The organism is Runella limosa DSM 17973 (genome assembly GCF_000482465.1).
In the GTDB taxonomy this organism is placed as follows: domain Bacteria; phylum Bacteroidota; class Bacteroidia; order Cytophagales; family Spirosomataceae; genus Runella; species Runella limosa.
Genome location: NZ_KI519421.1, coordinates 14,931 through 32,638, shown reverse-complemented (window position 1 = coordinate 32,638; position 17,708 = coordinate 14,931). Strand labels below are relative to the sequence as shown.

22 protein-coding genes are annotated in these 17,708 nt (G+C 43.1%); 17 read left to right on the top strand and 5 right to left on the bottom strand.

The features are described 5' to 3' along the window. Window position 1: 1 nt before the first annotated feature. Entirely contained in the window at window positions 2-1,258 is a 1,257-nt protein-coding gene (locus K339_RS0115950; RefSeq protein ID WP_028524486.1) for a lactate 2-monooxygenase, read from the top strand. Between the two features lie 73 nt (window positions 1,259-1,331). On the opposite strand, the gene K339_RS0115945 is transcribed toward K339_RS0115950, so the two are convergent. Further along, window positions 1,332-2,381 (bottom strand): oxidoreductase, encoded by a 1,050-nt coding sequence (locus tag K339_RS0115945; RefSeq protein WP_028524485.1) that lies wholly within the window; start codon window positions 2,379-2,381, stop codon window positions 1,332-1,334. 146 nt (window positions 2,382-2,527) lie between these two features. Between K339_RS0115945 and K339_RS0115940 the strand changes: the two genes are divergently transcribed. Genes K339_RS0115940 through K339_RS0115920 form a run of 5 tightly spaced genes read left to right on the top strand, consistent with a single transcriptional unit; the run spans window position 2,528 to window position 6,798 of the window. Then, window positions 2,528-3,772, top strand: coding sequence for an SGNH/GDSL hydrolase family protein (locus tag K339_RS0115940; RefSeq protein ID WP_028524484.1), 1,245 nt, complete (start codon window positions 2,528-2,530; stop codon window positions 3,770-3,772). 1 nt (window position 3,773) lies between these two features. Then, window positions 3,774-4,205 carry a tRNA (adenosine(37)-N6)-threonylcarbamoyltransferase complex ATPase subunit type 1 TsaE gene (tsaE, locus tag K339_RS0115935; protein WP_051398045.1) on the top strand — a complete coding sequence of 144 codons (432 nt, stop codon included), beginning with the start codon at window positions 3,774-3,776 and terminating at the stop codon, window positions 4,203-4,205. Between the two features lie 30 nt (window positions 4,206-4,235). Then, window positions 4,236-5,447 (top strand): alanine dehydrogenase, encoded by a 1,212-nt coding sequence (locus K339_RS0115930; protein WP_028524482.1) that lies wholly within the window; start codon window positions 4,236-4,238, stop codon window positions 5,445-5,447. Between the two features lie 50 nt (window positions 5,448-5,497). Then, window positions 5,498-5,902, top strand: coding sequence for a hypothetical protein (locus K339_RS0115925; RefSeq protein WP_028524481.1), 405 nt, complete (start codon window positions 5,498-5,500; stop codon window positions 5,900-5,902). Window positions 5,903-5,904: 2 nt separating this feature from the next. Beyond that, on the top strand, window positions 5,905-6,798 hold the full coding sequence (locus tag K339_RS0115920; RefSeq protein WP_037300787.1) for a DUF1684 domain-containing protein: 894 nt from the start codon (window positions 5,905-5,907) through the stop codon (window positions 6,796-6,798). Here the strand turns inward: K339_RS0115920 and K339_RS0115915 are convergent. Continuing rightward, complete coding sequence (locus K339_RS0115915) at window positions 6,795-8,855, bottom strand: M48 family metallopeptidase (protein ID WP_037300785.1); 2,061 nt, start codon at window positions 8,853-8,855, stop codon at window positions 6,795-6,797. The two genes, K339_RS0115920 and K339_RS0115915, sit on opposite strands and share 4 nt — an antisense overlap. 190 nt (window positions 8,856-9,045) lie before the next feature. Between K339_RS0115915 and rpsF the strand changes: the two genes are divergently transcribed. Genes rpsF through rplI form a run of 3 tightly spaced genes read left to right on the top strand, consistent with a single transcriptional unit; the run spans window position 9,046 to window position 10,136 of the window. After that, entirely contained in the window at window positions 9,046-9,405 is a 360-nt protein-coding gene (gene rpsF, locus K339_RS0115910) for a 30S ribosomal protein S6 (RefSeq protein ID WP_028524478.1), read from the top strand. Window positions 9,406-9,418: 13 nt separating this feature from the next. Next, the gene (rpsR, locus tag K339_RS0115905; RefSeq protein WP_028524477.1) at window positions 9,419-9,670 is read left to right on the top strand and encodes a 30S ribosomal protein S18; all 252 of its coding nucleotides are present in this window, start codon (window positions 9,419-9,421) and stop codon (window positions 9,668-9,670) included. A gap of 22 nt (window positions 9,671-9,692) precedes the next feature. Continuing rightward, the gene (rplI, locus tag K339_RS0115900) at window positions 9,693-10,136 is read left to right on the top strand and encodes a 50S ribosomal protein L9 (RefSeq protein WP_028524476.1); all 444 of its coding nucleotides are present in this window, start codon (window positions 9,693-9,695) and stop codon (window positions 10,134-10,136) included. A 62-nt stretch (window positions 10,137-10,198) separates the two neighbouring features. Here rplI and K339_RS0115895 read toward each other — a convergent pair whose 3' ends face one another. Continuing rightward, entirely contained in the window at window positions 10,199-10,516 is a 318-nt protein-coding gene (locus tag K339_RS0115895) for a YtxH domain-containing protein (RefSeq protein ID WP_028524475.1), read from the bottom strand. A 200-nt stretch (window positions 10,517-10,716) separates the two neighbouring features. On the opposite strand from K339_RS0115895, the gene K339_RS0115890 reads away from it, so the two are divergent. From K339_RS0115890 to K339_RS0115855, 8 genes are all read left to right on the top strand, one after another. Then, window positions 10,717-11,934 carry a cysteine desulfurase gene (locus tag K339_RS0115890; protein ID WP_028524474.1) on the top strand — a complete coding sequence of 406 codons (1,218 nt, stop codon included), beginning with the start codon at window positions 10,717-10,719 and terminating at the stop codon, window positions 11,932-11,934. A 7-nt stretch (window positions 11,935-11,941) separates the two neighbouring features. Continuing rightward, entirely contained in the window at window positions 11,942-12,130 is a 189-nt protein-coding gene (locus tag K339_RS0115885) for a hypothetical protein (protein WP_028524473.1), read from the top strand. Beyond that, complete coding sequence (locus K339_RS33850; RefSeq protein ID WP_037300781.1) at window positions 12,112-12,387, top strand: type II toxin-antitoxin system RelE/ParE family toxin; 276 nt, start codon at window positions 12,112-12,114, stop codon at window positions 12,385-12,387. Before K339_RS0115885 ends, K339_RS33850 begins: the two co-directional genes overlap by 19 nt. A 51-nt stretch (window positions 12,388-12,438) precedes the next feature. Then, on the top strand, window positions 12,439-12,861 hold the full coding sequence (locus tag K339_RS0115875) for a SufE family protein (RefSeq protein WP_028524472.1): 423 nt from the start codon (window positions 12,439-12,441) through the stop codon (window positions 12,859-12,861). Window positions 12,862-12,873: 12 nt separating this feature from the next. Continuing rightward, window positions 12,874-13,185 (top strand): SUF system Fe-S cluster assembly protein, encoded by a 312-nt coding sequence (locus K339_RS0115870; protein ID WP_028524471.1) that lies wholly within the window; start codon window positions 12,874-12,876, stop codon window positions 13,183-13,185. Between the two features lie 54 nt (window positions 13,186-13,239). After that, window positions 13,240-13,668 carry a BrxA/BrxB family bacilliredoxin gene (locus tag K339_RS0115865; protein ID WP_028524470.1) on the top strand — a complete coding sequence of 143 codons (429 nt, stop codon included), beginning with the start codon at window positions 13,240-13,242 and terminating at the stop codon, window positions 13,666-13,668. Window positions 13,669-13,794: 126 nt separating this feature from the next. Further along, entirely contained in the window at window positions 13,795-14,898 is a 1,104-nt protein-coding gene (locus K339_RS0115860; RefSeq protein ID WP_028524469.1) for a vWA domain-containing protein, read from the top strand. After that, complete coding sequence (locus tag K339_RS0115855; protein ID WP_157607613.1) at window positions 14,898-16,094, top strand: multiheme c-type cytochrome; 1,197 nt, start codon at window positions 14,898-14,900, stop codon at window positions 16,092-16,094. The genes K339_RS0115860 and K339_RS0115855 overlap by 1 nt, the downstream gene beginning before the upstream one ends. 4 nt (window positions 16,095-16,098) lie before the next feature. On the opposite strand, the gene K339_RS36690 is transcribed toward K339_RS0115855, so the two are convergent. Both K339_RS36690 and K339_RS0115840 read right to left on the bottom strand, forming a co-directional pair. Continuing rightward, window positions 16,099-17,109 (bottom strand): GNAT family N-acetyltransferase, encoded by a 1,011-nt coding sequence (locus K339_RS36690; RefSeq protein ID WP_051398044.1) that lies wholly within the window; start codon window positions 17,107-17,109, stop codon window positions 16,099-16,101. Then, a complete protein-coding gene (locus tag K339_RS0115840) occupies window positions 17,084-17,596 on the bottom strand; it encodes a GNAT family N-acetyltransferase (RefSeq protein ID WP_028524467.1) in 513 nt (170 codons plus the stop codon). The genes K339_RS36690 and K339_RS0115840 overlap by 26 nt, the downstream gene beginning before the upstream one ends. Between the last annotated feature and the right edge of the window lie 112 nt (window positions 17,597-17,708).

Genomic DNA, 17,708 nt, shown 5'->3' with positions numbered 1-17,708 from the left:
AATGAATGGATTTGAGCGTCAAAAAAAGATATACCTCGACGGTGCATCGGGTTTGGTTTCGGCGATTCCTGTTGATAATGCCCTTCTAGAAAAAAAAGCCCTTGGTGCTATGTCGCCCAAAGCGGCTGCGTATATTGGGGGAGGAGCAGGCCACGGTAGTACCATAGCCCAAAACCGTGCGGCTTTTGAACGATGGCGGGTACTGCCTCGAATGCTCCGCGATGTGTCGGTACGAGATACCAGTATTAACTTGTTTGGTCGAAAACTCCCTTACCCACTTTTGCTCTCGCCCATTGGTGTACTGGAAATGGTTCATCCTGAGGCCGATTTGGGGGTCGCTAAGGCAGCAGCAGCGCTAGGAATTCCCTATATTTTTTCCAATCAAGCGTCGGTGCCGATGGAGCAATGCGCGGAGGCGATGGGTTCGCAACCACACTGGTTTCAGTTGTATTGGAGTAAGTCGGATGAGCTTGTGGCGAGTTTTGTAGAGCGGGCTGAAAAATCAGGCTGCGAAGCAATTGTTGTTACCCTCGACACGACCCTTTTGGGATGGAGAACCCAAGATTTAGAATTGGCTTATTTGCCTTTTATACACGGGCTTGGTATTGCGCAATATACTTCTGACCCCGTGTTTAGAAAGTTGTTAGACGAGCCAGACGCCGCACCTACGCCTAAACCAACCATCACTTTTGACGCCATTCGTACCCTTTTTAGCGCGATTAGCCATTATCCAGGTAATTTTTGGCAAAACGCTACATCGGGTTATCCCCGCAAAGCCGTCAAAAAGTTTATAGATATTTATACACGGCCATCGTTGACGTGGGAAAACTTGGGTTATTTACGGAAACGCACAAAACTGCCCATTTTATTGAAAGGAATTCTTCATCCCGATGATGCACTGAAAGCCCTAGATTATGGCTTAGATGGGATTGTGGTATCCAACCATGGTGGTCGGCAAGTAGATGGTGCCGTTGCGACGATGGACGTGCTGCCGCTGATTGCTGAGGCACTGCAAGGGCGTATGCCTATTCTTATCGACAGCGGTGTACGTGGCGGCGCTGATATATTCAAAGCGCTGGCATTGGGAGCAACGGCGGTGTGCTTGGGGCGTCCGTATGTATATGGGCTTACATTGGGCGGAAGTGCAGGGGTAAAAGAAGTTGTGTCGAATTATCTAGCAGATTTTGATCTTACTATGGCTTTGGCAGGTTGTCGCTCGGTGAAAGAAATTGGGCGAGAGTCTATTTTGAAGGTATAATCTTTTAGGAACCAGGGTTAAAAACTTTCCCCCTGATTCCTAAACGTGTCTAAAGTTGAAGGTAAACTAGAGGCTACCCAAAAGCGACTGTTTTCCCAGACTGGCTACTTTCGAGGGCTAGTTCCATCACTCGGGTGGTATTTCGAGCTTGTTGAGGCGTCACCTCTAATGGCACTTTATTGACAATGGCTTGATATACATTTTCGTAAAAAGGGGCATAATGCCCAGCTTGGCTTGGGATTATTTCAGCACCTGCCTCGGTATAAAGTGTTCCCCAAAGCTTTTCTGGTTCGCTTCCCCAATCTTCAGTAGTAGGTAGCGCATTTTTGCGAAGCGTTTCTTCCTGTACATCCAACCCTGACTTAAAAAAGCTGCCTTTGCTGCCATGAATAATGTAGCGAAGGTCGTTTTGGAATACCATCAGACTGGCTTTCAAAATGACGCGTTTATCTGCATAATTCATTTGAATGTCAAAATAATCGTCGGTCTCTCCGTCGGGACGAATGATTTTGATTGTGGCCGTCACGCTTTTGGGGGCGCCAAAAAGTACCAGTGCTTGGTCAATCAAATGAGGCCCTAAATTATAGAGATTGCCTGCGCCCGCCGAAGCCACTTCTTTCCAGGTGCCTTTGGCTACTTCGGGGCGAAAACGGTCAAAATGAGCTTCGTACTCTACGATATCACCCAATTTATTTTCCCGTAATAACGTCTGTATTGTCAGGAAGTCGGAGTCCCAACGGCGGTTTTGATAAGCCGTAATCGTAAGTCCTTTTTCTGCCGCCAATGCAATTAAAATATCAGCTTCGGCAGTTGTGTTGGTAAAGGGTTTTTCGATAACAACGTGTTTGCCAGCTTCCAAAGCTGCTTTTGCGTAAGGGAAGTGGAGGTCGTTGGGGGTACAAATAAACACTAAGTCGATTTCTGAATCGGCCAAAAGCGCTTCTGCGCTGCCAACAACGGCAATATTTGGGTCAAAATCGTGGACCGAAGTGGTGTTGCGGGTAACAACTTTTGAAAGTTTAAAATGCGGATTTGTGGCTAAAAAAGGAGCGTGGAAGTACCGTCCCGAAAGGCCAAATCCAATTAATCCAACATTTACAACGGGGTCAAGTGGTGAGTTCATGCGACTAAAAATGCGTTTTCTTTCTTACCGAAGCGTTTTTTACGACAAAGTTACTGTAAAGTTGGGGATAAAATACGTGTGAGTAGGACTGCGGGCGTAGGATTAATTTGTACCTTTGTGGGCTCATTTTGAACAGCTTTTTACGAATGCAATTTTTTGAAAAGAATAAGACATTACTTGCCCGCTTGGGGGTTTTTATATCGCTAGTGACGCTGTTGTTAGTGGTGCTTATTGGGGTTGAGTTTTTTGTGGGAAACGGCGACGGCGTTTGGTTTGACTACGATTTGCGTCTGATTGGCTTTCGCGTAGCTGCTTGGGCGGTATCGTTGGTGGCGTTGTCGCTACTCATCAGAAATTCATCACCTCTTTTGCAAAATATCCTTCTTTCGGTGGTATCAGTCGTACTGGTGATTTTGGGTGTGGAAACGACTGTTGGATGGATTCATGATGCGGGTCAAAATCAACCTACCACACAAACGGGGCCTCAGTATGCTGGGCCTGCGTATGATTCGAGCTATGCGTTTGACGAATTTTTAGGACGCAAGCCCATTCCAAACCATACTTTTGTTTGGGCCAAAACGCTGGATGGAAAGCCTTTTATTCAGATTCCGATGAAGGTTGATTCGTTCTCGCGGCGTATTACGCCTTTTGCCGATTCTGCACAGATTGTGCGAAATAAATATGCGTTATTTTTTGGGTGCTCATTTACCTACGGAGATGCCGTGCGGGACAATGAAACCATTCCCTTTTATTTCCAAAAAGACAACGCTGACGTTCAGGCGTATAATTATGGCTTCTTTGGTTATTCTCCGCGACATGCACTGGCGCGTTTGCAGCACCAAAATGTTGCACAACAAGTGGCTCAAAAAGACGGTATTGGTATTTATACCTACATCGAAGACCACGTCAACCGAGCTATTCCGTCAGTAGGTTGGATCGGTATGTACGATGGCTATTTCCCCGATATTGATGAAAAAACCATGCAAACGCAAGGAGTTTATCGGTTTGCCCACCCTTTGAAATACCGTTTTGGAATGATGTTGTTTAAAAGTAAAGTTCGTCAGCATTTTGCGATGGATTTTCCTTTTGTATATCGCCCGAAAGATTACGAATTGACGGCTAATTTGATCAAAGCAACGGAAGACGAGTATAAAAAGCAGTTTAAAAACGATAAGTTTTACGTGATTTTGTACCCCGATGCCTTGAAAAAGGATTCACCTATGCCTGCATTGTTGAAAGAGCGGGGTATAAAGGTGCTAGATTATCGTAAGTTATTTCCTTATCCAGCAAAACAATACCAGCTTACGTACGATGGACACCCCAATCCTGAGGCACATCGGTTGTTGATGGAGCAATTGACCAAAGATCTTAAAAAACAAGGCGTACTTTAAAATGAGATTGTTGAGTATCGAACGTTTTGGGTTAGAAGACACCGAACAGGTGGCTGCCAAAGTCCTGCAAGCTTGTGGAAACGAAACCATTTGGCTATTGGACGGGGCCATGGGAGCAGGAAAAACAACGTTTGTGAAGGCGCTAGGAAAGGTCATGGGGGTACTGAATAACGTTCAAAGTCCGACGTTTTCGATTGTGAATGAATATATCACCGCCGATGGGGAAACGATTTACCATTTTGATTGTTATAGACTAAAAAATACGGCTGAGGCGTACGATATTGGGGTTGAAGAATACCTCGATTCTGGCTATATTTGTTTGATTGAATGGCCCGACCGAATCGAAGAACTTTTACCAGAAAGTTACGTAGAAGTCCATATTTCGAGCCTGCCAGACGGGTTTCGGAAGCTGGAAGTTCTCAAAAAAGCATAAATCAACAAACGTAAATCGACTAATTTGGACATGATGGGTTTTGGCGAATTGGCGCAACAAACAGCTTTGTATCCGCAAGAAGCGCTTGCCCCGCTCAAAACAAGCCAACAAAGCTTGTTGATTGGGCTTCCAAAAGAAATATCTCTGCAAGAAAATCGCATTGCACTGACGCCCGAAGCAGTGGCGATTTTGGTACGGAATGGTCACCGAGTCGTTGTGGAAAAGGGAGCGGGAGAAGGAGCACAGTTTCCCGATAATGAATACAGCGAAGCAGGAGCTCAGATTGTGTTTTCGCCCCAAGAGGTTTTTACGAGCGATTTAATCCTAAAAATTGAACCCCTCGTAGAGCAGGAGTTTGGAATCCTGAAAAATGGCCAAACCATTATTTCGGCGCTTAATCTTCCCACCCGCGACCGTTCGTATTTTGAACACCTCAATCAGAAAAATATTACGGCGCTTGGCTACGAATACATCGAAGATCCTGCTGGTGGTCAGCCTGTTATACGTTCTTTGAGCGAAATAGCAGGAAGTACCGTCATGCTCATTGCCGCCGAGTATTTGAGTAGTGCCAACAAGGGTAGAGGAATAATTTTGGGCGGAATTACGGGAGTTCCACCCACCAAAGTGGTAATCATCGGTGCGGGAACTGTGGCCGAATACGCCGCCCGTACAGCGCTGGGACTTGGGGCAGAAATCAAAATTTTTGACCAACACATTTACCGCCTTCAACGGCTGAAATACGCCATCGGCCAGCACATTTATACGTCGATTATTGAGTCAGATACGCTTTCGGAAGCTGTGCAGCGGGCCGATGTTGTTATTGGCGCCCTGCGCCCCGAAGACGGTCAAAATATTTACGTTGTTACCGAAGAAATGGTTTCAAAAATGAAACCCAACTCGGTGATTATCGACGTGTCTATCGACCAAGGAGGCTGCATCGAAACCTCGCGTATTACCACCCACAAAGACCCGATTTACCGACATTACGACGTCATTCATTATTGTGTGCCCAACATTGCATCGCGGGTGGCACACACGGCAAGTGTTACGTTGAGCAATGTTTTTTTGCCTATGTTGTTGAAAATGGGCTCGTTAGGGGGCGTTGAGGAAATGATGTACGCACGTCGTTGGTTTAGTAAAGGAGTTTATACGCACCGTGGCACATTGACAAATCCTTTTATCGCAAAGAAGTTTTCGATGCGTCATAAAGACCTTAGCTTGTTATTGGCAGCACGGCTCTAGTCAGATTTTGTTCAATAATCTGAAATTTTACTTTCGACATTCAAAAAATCATGATTAATCACAGCAACGAAAATACCTTAATGGATGATGCTAATTCACCCGAAGTGAACAAACAGCTTTTGGGGATAGTATCACAAGATTTTGTCAAGGTTTCTGACCAGCTAAAAGAAGCTTCCTATCAAATTCGGAAGCGAGGCTTTTCCACACACCCTATTTTTGTGGCGGTACAAAAAGAGATAGAACTTGGCGTATTGCTGATTGGAAAAACCGAACTAGAAAACGAATGGTCGTACCGAGCTTCTATGTTAGACGAATTTATTCAACGTAATCTCGTAGGTCTTGAATCCATCGAATTGTTCAAAGAAAACTATAAAAACCCTGACGAATACTGCTGTCTATTCGTCATTCAAGGCGATTTTGCAGGCTTTATTTTTATCCCTTATCCTGAAGATTAACAATGAAAGCGAACCCAACCATTCTTACTTTATCGGTAGTTGTCAGTTTATTTTTCGTGAGTTTTATAGCTAAAAACGACGAAGGAGCCTACCAAAATGAAATAAATCAGTGGCATCAAAAGCGGATTGAAAGTCTCAAAAGTGCAGAAGGTTGGTTGAACTTAGCGGGCTTGTTTTGGCTAAAAGAGGGAGAAAATAGCTTTGGTAGCGATGAAAAAAATGACATTGTTTTTCCCAAAAAAGCATCAAAACAAGTGGGAGTTTTGACCTTAAAAGACGGAAAAGTAGCGTTTAAAGCTGACCCAAGTGCGCAAGTAAAATTGTTAGAAGTAGGCACCTCGCCCGAATTTGTGTTTGAAGACGGGAAAACTACCACGATGGAACAAGGCGCTTTACGCTGGTTTATCATAAAAAGAGGTCCTAAATATGGTATTCGTTTACGTGACTTAGAACATCCAGTTTTGGGTCATTTTCAAGGAGTTGACCGTTTTGCAATTAACGATTCCTGGAAAATCGCGGCTAAATTGGAAAAACCTACTACACCGCGCACCATTGCCATAACAGACGTATTGGGTTTAGTAAGCCAGCAGCCCTTGGTAGGCCATGCTGTGTTTGAGTGGAAAGGCAAAACGTACCGCCTAGCTGCGACAGATGCTGGAGGTGGGCGTTTGTTTATCATTTTCAAAGACAAAACTACTTCCCACGAAACCTACGGTGCAGGGCGCTTTTTGTACACCGACAAGCCAGACGAAGCTGGCAATGTTGTACTTGATTTCAACAAGTCTATTAATCCGCCTTGCGCGTTTAGTCCTTACGCGACTTGTCCATTGCCTCCTGCCGAAAACACGCTTGCGATGCGCGTAGAAGCGGGAGAAAAAGATGCAAAAATGCACTAATTGTGTTGAGCCGTTGCCAAGGTTTCAAAGAAATCTAGGACACGTTTTTTATGAGCAAAATAACCATTAGAAACGGCCGAATTGAAGTTGCGGATGGCATCAAAAAGCACATTGAGAGCTTCGTCGTCGTAGCTAGGTTGAGTAAAATACACCCACGTCTTTGAGAGGTACTTTTTGAAGCTTTCCTTCATTTGTGGCGACAGCTCTGTTTCAAGAAGAGAAAATGTCAAAAGCTTCTCGATGTGTTGCTTAAAATCGGTTTCGATTTTTCCTGCCGCTATTAGGTTCTCTCTAATCGTCTCAAAGGGCGTGGTTTCCTGAATAAAGTCAAGTGAGCCAGATAGTTTACCCAAAACTTCCATTGAGTCATTGCTCCATTGATCAAATTCCAGAAATGCCTGATAGATGGCGTTAAATTGCTCGATTTCTCCTTGTTGGGTAGCTAAGTGATGAAAAGAATGGTAGATCGCTTGGTCGTTTTCTGCTACTTTTACTTTCAACTCACCTAACTCCTTTTCCAAGGAGGGTAGGAGTTGAGCCAAGTCATTGACGGTATATTTCACCCCGTCATAGTCAAAAGTTTTGATACCAGTATTTCCTTCTGCTATTTGTGTAAGGGTTGCTAAATCATACTGTAGTGCCATTGTGTTGTGAAGGGTTTCAATCATTTTTGCCCCAAATAATTCATTAACAGTGGCGCTTGACGGTGGATTTAAAGCGACATCTGGTAGCTGCGTAAGTAAATTTTGGACATCAAAATAACCGTTAAAAAACGCGCTAAACCGACGCTTACGGTAGTTTTCTGCGTAATCTGTTGCAAATTTTTGGGTTGGAAGTTCAGTGGTTGGCTTTGAATAAGCGACGTTCGTGAAAATTTTTTGGGTGAGAAGTTGCTGGTGGGTTTCGATGTGGCTGAATACGGCAGAGGCGGGTCGCAAATCTTCTAATATCGGCTCAATGTCAAGTTGTTCTAATCGTTTTATTCTATCTTCGGTACTTGGGTGTGAAGCCCATTGGTCCGTAATGACTAATTTCGATTTATTGTAACGATTGAGCTGTTCAAGACTTACCATGGGTAAGTGATTGACCAGTGGTAACCCATTTTCTTTGCCCAAAAAACCAAGCACAAAATGGTGTTGTGGATAAATATTGTTCGTCGTAACAGCCTCCGTAAATTTTTCGTCGTAGTAGTTGAGTACATTAGTATAGGCTTCGTCGGCAAGGCCAAAACGCAGGAGAGACGTAATCAAAGGTTTAGAACCAGTGATGTTGGCAGCCACCTCGTCGGCGTGAAATTCCATTTCGCGAGAAAGACTCATGTAACTGAGGTTGACCACCTCATACACTTTACGCAGGATAAACTGAATGCCTTGAATGATTTTGGCAGCAACCATGACAAAAAAGCCAATAATCGCGTGTACATCCGCAATTTTCTGAGCTAACGTGCCGTACCAGTTGTTGTCATAGAGCATGTTGTAAATGATTTGGTTAACGTTGTACACGTAACTTCCAATTTTCATGCTCCGCTGAGAAAAGTGTCCAAATTCGTGTGCAAGTATGGCTTTAAACTCATAAACCGAAACAGAATTGACCAGTGCTAAGCCTATTTGAAGGTTTTTACGTATGGGCAAAAACATACTCCAAAAACTAGAATCGTAGAAAACACAGGCGTTGACGTCGGCAGAAAGGTAAATTTTCTTTGGAAACTGGGTGCCTACTTCTTTAACAAGTGAATCTATGAACGCAAACAAGTGAGGGTCGCTCTCTGCCGTAAGTTCCACCAAGTGAGAGCGGTCCACTACGTGCTTTTTGAACATGAACTTGAGTAAAAACAAAAGAACAAGTAATCCCATAACGATGAGCCCAGCCCCAACCGCAATGGTTATCCATTGGACTTTTAGGGTGATGAACATGATACCCAAATAGCTACTCAAAAGTGTGAGGCCAATGGCTAGAACAATTAAAATGAGGTACACCACTACAAAGAAGAAAATCGCTAAAATAGCTTTGGTTGTCATCTTTTTGAAGTCACTTGTCAGTTGAATAGGGGTAGGCATAGCAAAATGGTGTTGTATATATGAACATCTCAAGTAGAAAAAATACGGAGTTTCGAGTATCAAAACTATGGTTCTTTTTTTATTTTCCAACTAAATAGGTCGTAATTTTTGAAATTTCAAAAAAATAATAATACCTTTGCGGGCTCATTTTCAATGAGTTTATTTTTATACACATTTAACAATTCTCAGTATGTTCACAAAACAGTATGAGATGGTGTTCATTATGACTCCCGTTTTATCTGATCAACAGATGAAGGACACCGTTGATAAGTTCCGCAAACTCCTTACCGATAACGGCGCGGAACTCGTACACGAAGAGAGTTGGGGGCTCAAGAAATTGGCCTACCCAATCCAAAACAAAAACACTGGTTTTTATCACTTGATTGAGTTCAAGTCGGAGCCTAGCCTTATCCAAACGGTTGAGACTGAATTCCGTCGTGATGAGCGCGTTATGCGTTATTTGACAGTTGCTATGGAAAAGCACCACGTAACTTATGCTGAGCGTAAGCGCAGTGGATTAGTTGGAAAAAAACAAACTGAAAACAACTAAGGAGGGCCAAGACATGACACTTGTAAACGAACCAATCGAGCGTAACCAAAATCGCAAAAAGTACTGCCGTTTTAAGAAAGCGGGTATCAAATTTATTGATTACAAAGACCCAAATTTCTTATTGAAATTGGTAAATGAGCAAGGTAGAATTTTACCTCGCCGCCTTACTGGTACTTCTTTGAAGTATCAGCGCAAAGTGTCGCAAGCTATCAAGCGTGCGCGTCACTTGGCTTTATTACCGTATGTAGCTGACCAATTAAAGTAAAAAACGGAAGGAGAAACTGACGATGCAAGTTATTTTAAGAACTGATATTGCTGGGCTTGGTTATAAGAACGACGTCGTTGACGTTAAACCTGGCTATGGTCGTAACTATCTCATTCCGCAAGGATTTGCGGTAATGGCGACCGATTCAAATAGAAAACAATTGGCTGAAAACTTGAAGCAAGCTGCTCACAAAGCAGAAAAACTCAAGAAAGATGCTGAAGACCTAGCTGCGGCTATTGGAGATATTACGCTTAACATCGCTGCGAAAGTAGGTGAAAGCGGAAAAATCTTCGGTCGCGTTACTAGCATCCAAATCTCTGATGCTCTTAAGGCAAAAGGTTTTGATGTTGATCGTAAGAAAATCACTATCGAAGACGTGAAAGTTGTAGGTACTTACAAAGCACAACTTGACCTTCACAAAGAAGTGAAACACACAGTAAGCATCAGCGTAGCAGGCGAAGAATAAGCCGTCTCAGCAGATGTGGATATACAAAAGGCGCGTTTCAAACGCGCCTTTTGCTTTTTTACCTATCCTTGTGAAGGTGGGTCGTTGGGAACGGCTTCGGCCGTGGGCGTTTTGCCTTTGATGCTGTCTAGCAGCTCTTGTAAAAGTCGTTCTGCCTCGGGCGTATATTTCTTCAAAGCCTCAGAACCTTCCGTTTTGAGTTGTTCAAAATACTCAGGCATTTTGTCGAGTGCCTGCTCGGCTTCTCCTTTGAGGTCGTTGGCCTTCGCTTTCAAATCCTCAAATGTCTTTTCCCCCTCTTCGGTTTGTAGGTACTTGTGTAAAGCTACGCCAGCGGCGGCGCCTAAAATGAACGTTGCTAAGTGTTTTGCATTGACCATGACGATAGGTAGTTTTAAAGTTGATGACAGAAAGGTAAAGAATCCCCAAACTTAATACAATGACTTTCTACAGGAATGGATAAACTTGCCTTTCAGTGGATAACTTGAGTTTATTTAGATAAAGTCCAAACTCAATTCTGTTTTATTTTGTTGTCTTAACCAAAAGTAAAAAATTGTTGACAGTACGTCAATTTGTGTTTATGTTAGATATTCAAAAAATACGCCAAGACTTTCCCATTCTCAATGAGGTAGTTCATGGTAAGTCATTAGTTTACTTTGACAACGCCGCCACTACCCAAAAACCCCTTCCTGTACTTGAGGCATTGGCCAACTATTACGGGCATTACAACGCCAATATTCACCGTGGTATTCACTTTTTAGCCGAAAAAGCAACTTCTGCTTTCGAGGCTTCGCGCCATAAAATCCAAACTTTTCTTAACGCACCCCGCGTTGAAGAAATCATTTTTACCTACGGAACGACCGACGGAATCAATCTCGTTGCTCAATCGTACGGCCGTACGTTTCTAAATGAAGGGGATGAAATCATCATAAGCACCCTTGAACACCACTCCAACATTGTGCCTTGGCAGATGCTTTGTGCAGAAAAAGGCTGTGTACTTAGGGTCATTCCCATCAATGATGCAGGCGAATTGCTCATGGATGAGTTTGAAAAGATGCTTTCAGAGCGCACTAAATTGGTGTCGGTTGTTCACGTTTCAAACGCGTTGGGAACCATCAATCCCGTGGCTGAAATCATTAAAAAAGCGCACGAAGTAGGAGCGAAAGTCCTGATTGATGGTGCACAAGCGACGTCACACATTGACATTGACGTTCAGGCGTTGGATTGCGATTTCTACGTGTTTTCTTTGCATAAATTGTACGGCCCCACGGGAATGGGTGTGTTGTACGGCAAAACAGACATATTGAATGCCATGCCGCCTTACCGTGGTGGCGGGGAAATGATAAAAGAAGTAACGTTTGAAAAAACGACGTACAACGATTTGCCTTACAAATTTGAAGCAGGAACGCCTAATATTGCCGATGTAGTGGCAACAAAAATGGCCGTTGAGTACGTAGAAGCACTTGGGAAACAGGCTATTGCTGATTATGAACATGAACTTTTGGTATATGGAACAGACGCTTTGCAAAGCATTGAAGGTTTGCGAATTGTGGGTACGGCCAAGGAGAAAGTAAGTGTATTGTCGTTTGTGATGGAAGGGATTCATCCGCAAGATATTGGCGTCATTTTGGATCAACAAGGCATTGCCGTTCGGACGGGACACCACTGCACGCAGCCGTTGATGAAACGTCTTGGAATTGTCGGAACTTCCCGCGCTTCTTTTGCCGTTTATAATACAAAAGAAGAAATTGATAAATTAGTGGTGGGGTTAGAGAGAGTTAAAAAAATGTTGAGTTAAACAGAATATGATTACTAAGACACAAATATTGGAATCAATTCAAGCGCTGCCAGAAGATGTAACAGCAGACGATATCATTGAGAATATCATTTTTCTAAAAAAAATAGAACGTTCTCTTGAACAAGCGAAGAAAGGAGAAACCTATTCTTTGGACGAAATGAAGCAAATGGTTGATTCATGGCAAAAGCGCGCTTAACTCAAGAAGCAAGGGAGGATTTAGAGTCAATTTTTTTTGAGCTTTCTGATTATTCTGAAGCTTATGCAAAAGATTGGGTGGATGCCTTTTTTCATCAACTAGAGTTATTAGAAAAGTTTCCCTACCTGGGAAAAATGAGTCCAATAATGCAAATAAAACCACTAAGAGAGATTTTGGTTGGTAAGTACACGGTAATTTATGTAACCTCAGATGATGAGGTTTTAGTTTTAGCTATCAGGCATTCAGGACGTAAATAAAAAAGCTTAGGTTTTGATTTGCATTTGACAACGCTGTTACAAAAAAAATAAATGACAATTAACGAAAAACAGGACGCTCTTATCGAAGATTTTGACCTCTTCGATGACCAATTGGAAAAAACCCAGTATATCATTGACTTGGGAAAAAAGCTGTCTCCGATTGCGGAGGAATATAAAACCGATGATAACCTCATCAAAGGTTGTCAGTCGCGGGTGTGGTTACATACCGAAATGCGCGGCGACCGCGTTTATTTTGAGGCCGATAGTGAACCTACTGCCCAAATTAGTAAAGGATTGGTGAGTTTGCTGATTAAAATCCTTTCGGGCGAAAAACCAGAGGATGTAGCCAACGCTGATTTGTACTTCATTGAAAAAATTGGCATGAGCACCATCATCACTTCGCGCCGAGCAGGTGGTTTGGCTTCAATGATTGTACGTATGAAAGACTTTGCCCAAAAACAACTTATTGCTTAACACTTACGTATTATGTCTGAAGCAGAACTGAAAGAAGAAGTAGTCAAAGCCATCAAGCAAGTATATGACCCCGAAATCCCCGTGGACGTGTGGGAACTTGGCTTGATTTATGACCTAAAAATATTCCCTGTCAACAATGTTTATGTCGAAATGACCCTCACGTCGCCATCGTGTCCTTCAGCAGGTACGATTCCTGTTGAGGTAGAACAAAAAATTCGCGAAATTGAAGGAATCAACGATGTGAGCGTTGAGCTGACTTGGGATCCGCCGTACTCTCAAGATATGATGAGCGACGAAGCCAAACTCGAACTTGGGTTTATGTAATCCAAAGGCGAATACTATATTTAAAACTGTCAACTTTAAAACTGTAAACAGATTATGTATCCTCCACATTTAGTAGCTCCTATGCGGGCTCAATTGACCGATAACGGTTTTACTAGCCTCGAAACGGCTGATGCAGTGGATCAATTCATGGCCAATGCCAAAGGAACGACATTGGTCGTTGTAAACTCTGTGTGTGGTTGTGCAGCAGGTGCCGCCCGTCCAGGTGTGTTGGGAGCGTTGCACTACAGCGACGTGAAACCTGATAACTTGGTAACCGTGTTTGCGGGTGCTGACCAAGAAGCAACGGCCAAAATGCGTGAGTATTGCTTGCCATACCCTCCATCATCTCCTGCCATTGCGATTTTCAAAGATGATGAATTGGTTCACTTTATTGAGCGCCACCACATCGAAGGACGCAATGCCCAAATGATTGGCGAACACCTCATTACGGCATTTGACGAGTTCTGCGGCGAAAAAGCATAATTTATAAAATCTCCTAAAAAATCCTCTCCTTTTTGTAGCGAGAGGATTTTTTTATGGAGTTTGTAGTGGTCAGTTCTAAACTTCTATCTTCAATTATTTGTTAGCCACTTATTAACCTTTTTAAACATGATAGGTCATCGCTTTTCTGAATTTAAACCGTCTGAGCAATCAGGTAAAAACAAATTTGACGAGTTGTTGAACATCTTTCAACAATTGCTTTTGATGACTTCGGGCGATGTGTCGCAGGCGATGTCGTGGATGAATCAATTGGATCGTCAATACAAACTGACAGATGACCAATATGGAATTGGTGATTTTTTCGACGATTTGAAGCGCAAAGGCTACATTACCGAAGAAAACGAAGAAGGCCAAGTCATAATGACGCCCAAAAGCGAGCGTAGTATTCGTAAAAGTGCCCTTGAAGAGATTTTTGGAAAGCTCAAACGTTCTAAGTCGGGAGGAAATCACCGTACACCTTACACGGGTGTGGGAGATGAACTGAGTAGCGATGTTCGTAATTTTCAATTTGGGGATTCGTTGGAACAAATTTCGATGACGGAGTCTATCAAAAATGCCCAAATCAACCACGGTGCCGAAGATTTCTATTTGTTAGAAAATGACTTAGAGGTTGTTGATAAAGAGCAAAAAACCAGTACGGCTACGGTGCTGATGATTGACATTAGTCACTCCATGATTTTGTACGGGGAAGACCGTATTACACCCGCCAAGAAAGTGGCGTTGGCCATGGCCGAACTCATAAAAACCAAGTATCCCAAAGACATGCTCGATATTATTGTTTTTGGAAACGACGCTTGGCAAATTCAAATCAAAGATTTGCCGTATTTGGAAGTAGGACCTTATCATACCAATACCGTGGCGGGGCTTGAATTGGCGATGGATTTGTTGCGTCGCCGCAAGACCAAAAACAGGCAGATATTTATGATTACCGACGGAAAACCGACTTGTTTGAAGGAAGGAATAAAGTATTATAAAAACAGCTTTGGCCTCGATCGCAAGATTGTCAGCAAAACGCTTACTTTGGCCGCGCAATGCCGTCGTTTGGACATTCCGATTACTACGTTCATGATTGCTTCGGATCCTTATTTGAAGCAATTTGTGCAGGAATTTACGCGGGTCAACAACGGGCGAGCGTATTACAGCAACCTCAAAGGCTTGGGCGGATTTGTGCTTGAAGATTTCCAACGTAACCGTCGTAAAAATTTGAAATAGTGTCCTCAAAAAAACTCCTATACCTTTCTCTTGCCGTTTTTGTGGGAATGGTGGCGTATCAAGTCTATCTGAAAGCCACTGAAAAAGAAGTAAAACCGCTGACCAAAACGTGGGAAAAGGCGGTGCCACATCAGCAAGTTCCCAAAGGGTTGGCTTCTTTGAGCGCCAAACAGTGCGGAGCTTGCCATCAGGCACATTACGAAGAATGGCAATATTCGACTCACTCTCACGCGTGGACGGACAAACAGTTTCAGGCGGAGTTGAGGAAAGAGTCTAGCCCATATTTGTGCATCAATTGCCATATTCCGCTTCAAAATCAACAAGAATACGTAGTTTCGGGGCTGCTTGATGGGGATATTTATCAGCCTGTAAAACAGAAAAATCCCCACTTTGACCCTGAGCTTCAGAAAGAGGGAATCAATTGTGCCAGTTGCCACGTGCGCGATAATGTTGTTATTGGTACAACAGGTACGGCCAAAGCCCCGCACGCCACCAAAAAAGACCCCGAATTTTTATCAGAAAAACTCTGTATTTCTTGTCATAATGCCAGTGCTGTCGTAACGCCAACGCTCGTTTGTACCTTTGAAACGGGCGATGAATGGAAAAAAGGGCCTTATTACGGCAAAAAAACGTGCATTAGCTGTCACATGGAGCCCGTAGAAAGAGAAATTGTAACAGGCTATGGTAAACGCCTAAGCCATTTACACTACTTTGCAGGGTCGGGCATACCCAAAGAGAAAGGTGCTAAAACCAAGGGACTGAATGGGCTATCGTTCACGACTTCAAAGCTGGCTACTACTTACAAGGTCGGTGAGGAACTTGACTACCGATTGACGTTGAAAAATGAATTTGCAGGGCACCGCCTTCCAACGGGTGATCCCGAACGCTACTACTCGATTTTGTTGGAACTCGTAAATGCTGAAAACAAAGTTATTGCTTCAAAATCCGACCGAATTGGAGAGAAATGGGAATGGTGGCCTGCTGCTAAAAAACTTTCAGACAACAACCTAAATCCTGGCGAAGAACGCTCTTTTGTGTTGAAACAGACGTTGAAAAGTTCTCAATCGTTGACGCTCCGCACCAAAGTAACCAAACACCGCCTCAATCAAGAATCGGCTACGTACAACAAACTGGATAGCAGCTATCCGTTGTCGATAACGGTGTTTGAAAAGGAAGAAAAGTTGGTGGTGAAGTAGTGACTTATAACATTTTAAGTGTGAGAGCCATTACATAATCATTCTGCACTTCGGTGCCAAGTACAAAAACGTGCTCGCCTATTTTCTCAAACCCCATTTTGGTGTAAAACCGTAGCGCGCGGGCATTTTCTTCCCAAACGCCCAACCAAACAGTGGCGAACCCCATATTTCGGCACCAGTCGAGGGTATAATTCATTAAAAACTTGCCGAGCTGTAAGCCGTGAAAGGCTTTATCGACGTAAAATCGCTCAATTTCTACGACTCCTTCGGAAGTAAGTTCTTTGGGCGCGTGGTTTTTGATTAATTTAATAAAACCAATAAGCTGTTTGCCTTTTTTTAAAAGTAAGTATTTAACCGTAGCATCAGTAAGTTCCTTCTGAATTTGCACAAGGGTAAACTTTGTGGAAATGTGCATTTCCATGTTTTCAGACGTATTATACTCGGTGTACGTATCAACAAAGGTCTGCTGACTTAACGCCCGTAATTCCTCAGCATCACTAATTTGGGCGGGAAGTACGTGAGGGAGTTGTACTTCGTATTTTTGCTCGATAACAGACGTTCCAAATGCTGTACTTTCGCTTTCTTCCGTCAAGATAAAGCCGTATTTTAGGTAAAGAGTGGCGGCTTCATTTAGACCTTTTACCGTCCACAAATAGCAAGATGCATAGTTTGCTTTCTGTAAAAATTCAAAAAATAGTCCCATTAAACGTTTGCCCAGCCCCAGTCCTCTCACTTCTTGTCGTAGCAAAAAATACCTTAATTGAGCTTTATCACCTCGGTTCATTAGAAAAAGACTCCCTACTAGTTTTCCTTCAACTTCACACAACCAAACCGCATCTCGGTCGGGAGAAAAGTGATTGGTAAATTCTTCTAAGCCCTCTTTTACGTACGTAGAAAAAATAGCCCCCCCAAACGAATACCCATCGCTATAGATAGCATCGTGAAGTTGGGCAACAGCTTCAACGTCGTGTTCGGGACGAAAGTCAGTTCTAATTGAGATGTTGTGTGAGAGCATTAGTTATGGTCTTTTGGTAGAAGATACTGTCCACGGCCATGCGCGGAAAGGCAGTAGGAAGTGACTCAACGGGCAGTTGTTCAAAACCATTTTTTTCGTAAAAGCGCATTGCTGCTTGGAGGCGGGGGTTAGTGCCCAAATAGATGTGTTCAATGTTGTGTAATTCGCAGTGTTTCAACAGCGTCGAAAGTAAGAGCGAAGCCACTCCGAATGCTTTTCCGCGATAGTCTTGGTGGACAAACATTTTGCGTATGGCTCCCATGTTGTTGCCAATGTCGATAAGGGCAATTGTGCCTACCAAAGTGCCATCAACGGTGGTAGCTACCCAAAAATTACCCGCATTTTTGCAATAAAACTCAGGGATAATCAACAAATCGGGTTGGTCTTCGAGGGTGATGGGGACTTTAAACTCAATCTGTTGAATGTCCAAAATTAAGTCAATAATGGGCTCTTCATAGATGGATTGGTACTCCGAAATTTGTATCATGGCAATATAGGTGGTGGTGAGTTTTAAAGTAATGCTGCAAATTAAATAAGTGGTTTTAATAATTAGAAATGTTATTTTTTGATAGATTTATGCTGAAAACGTATAAGTGTTT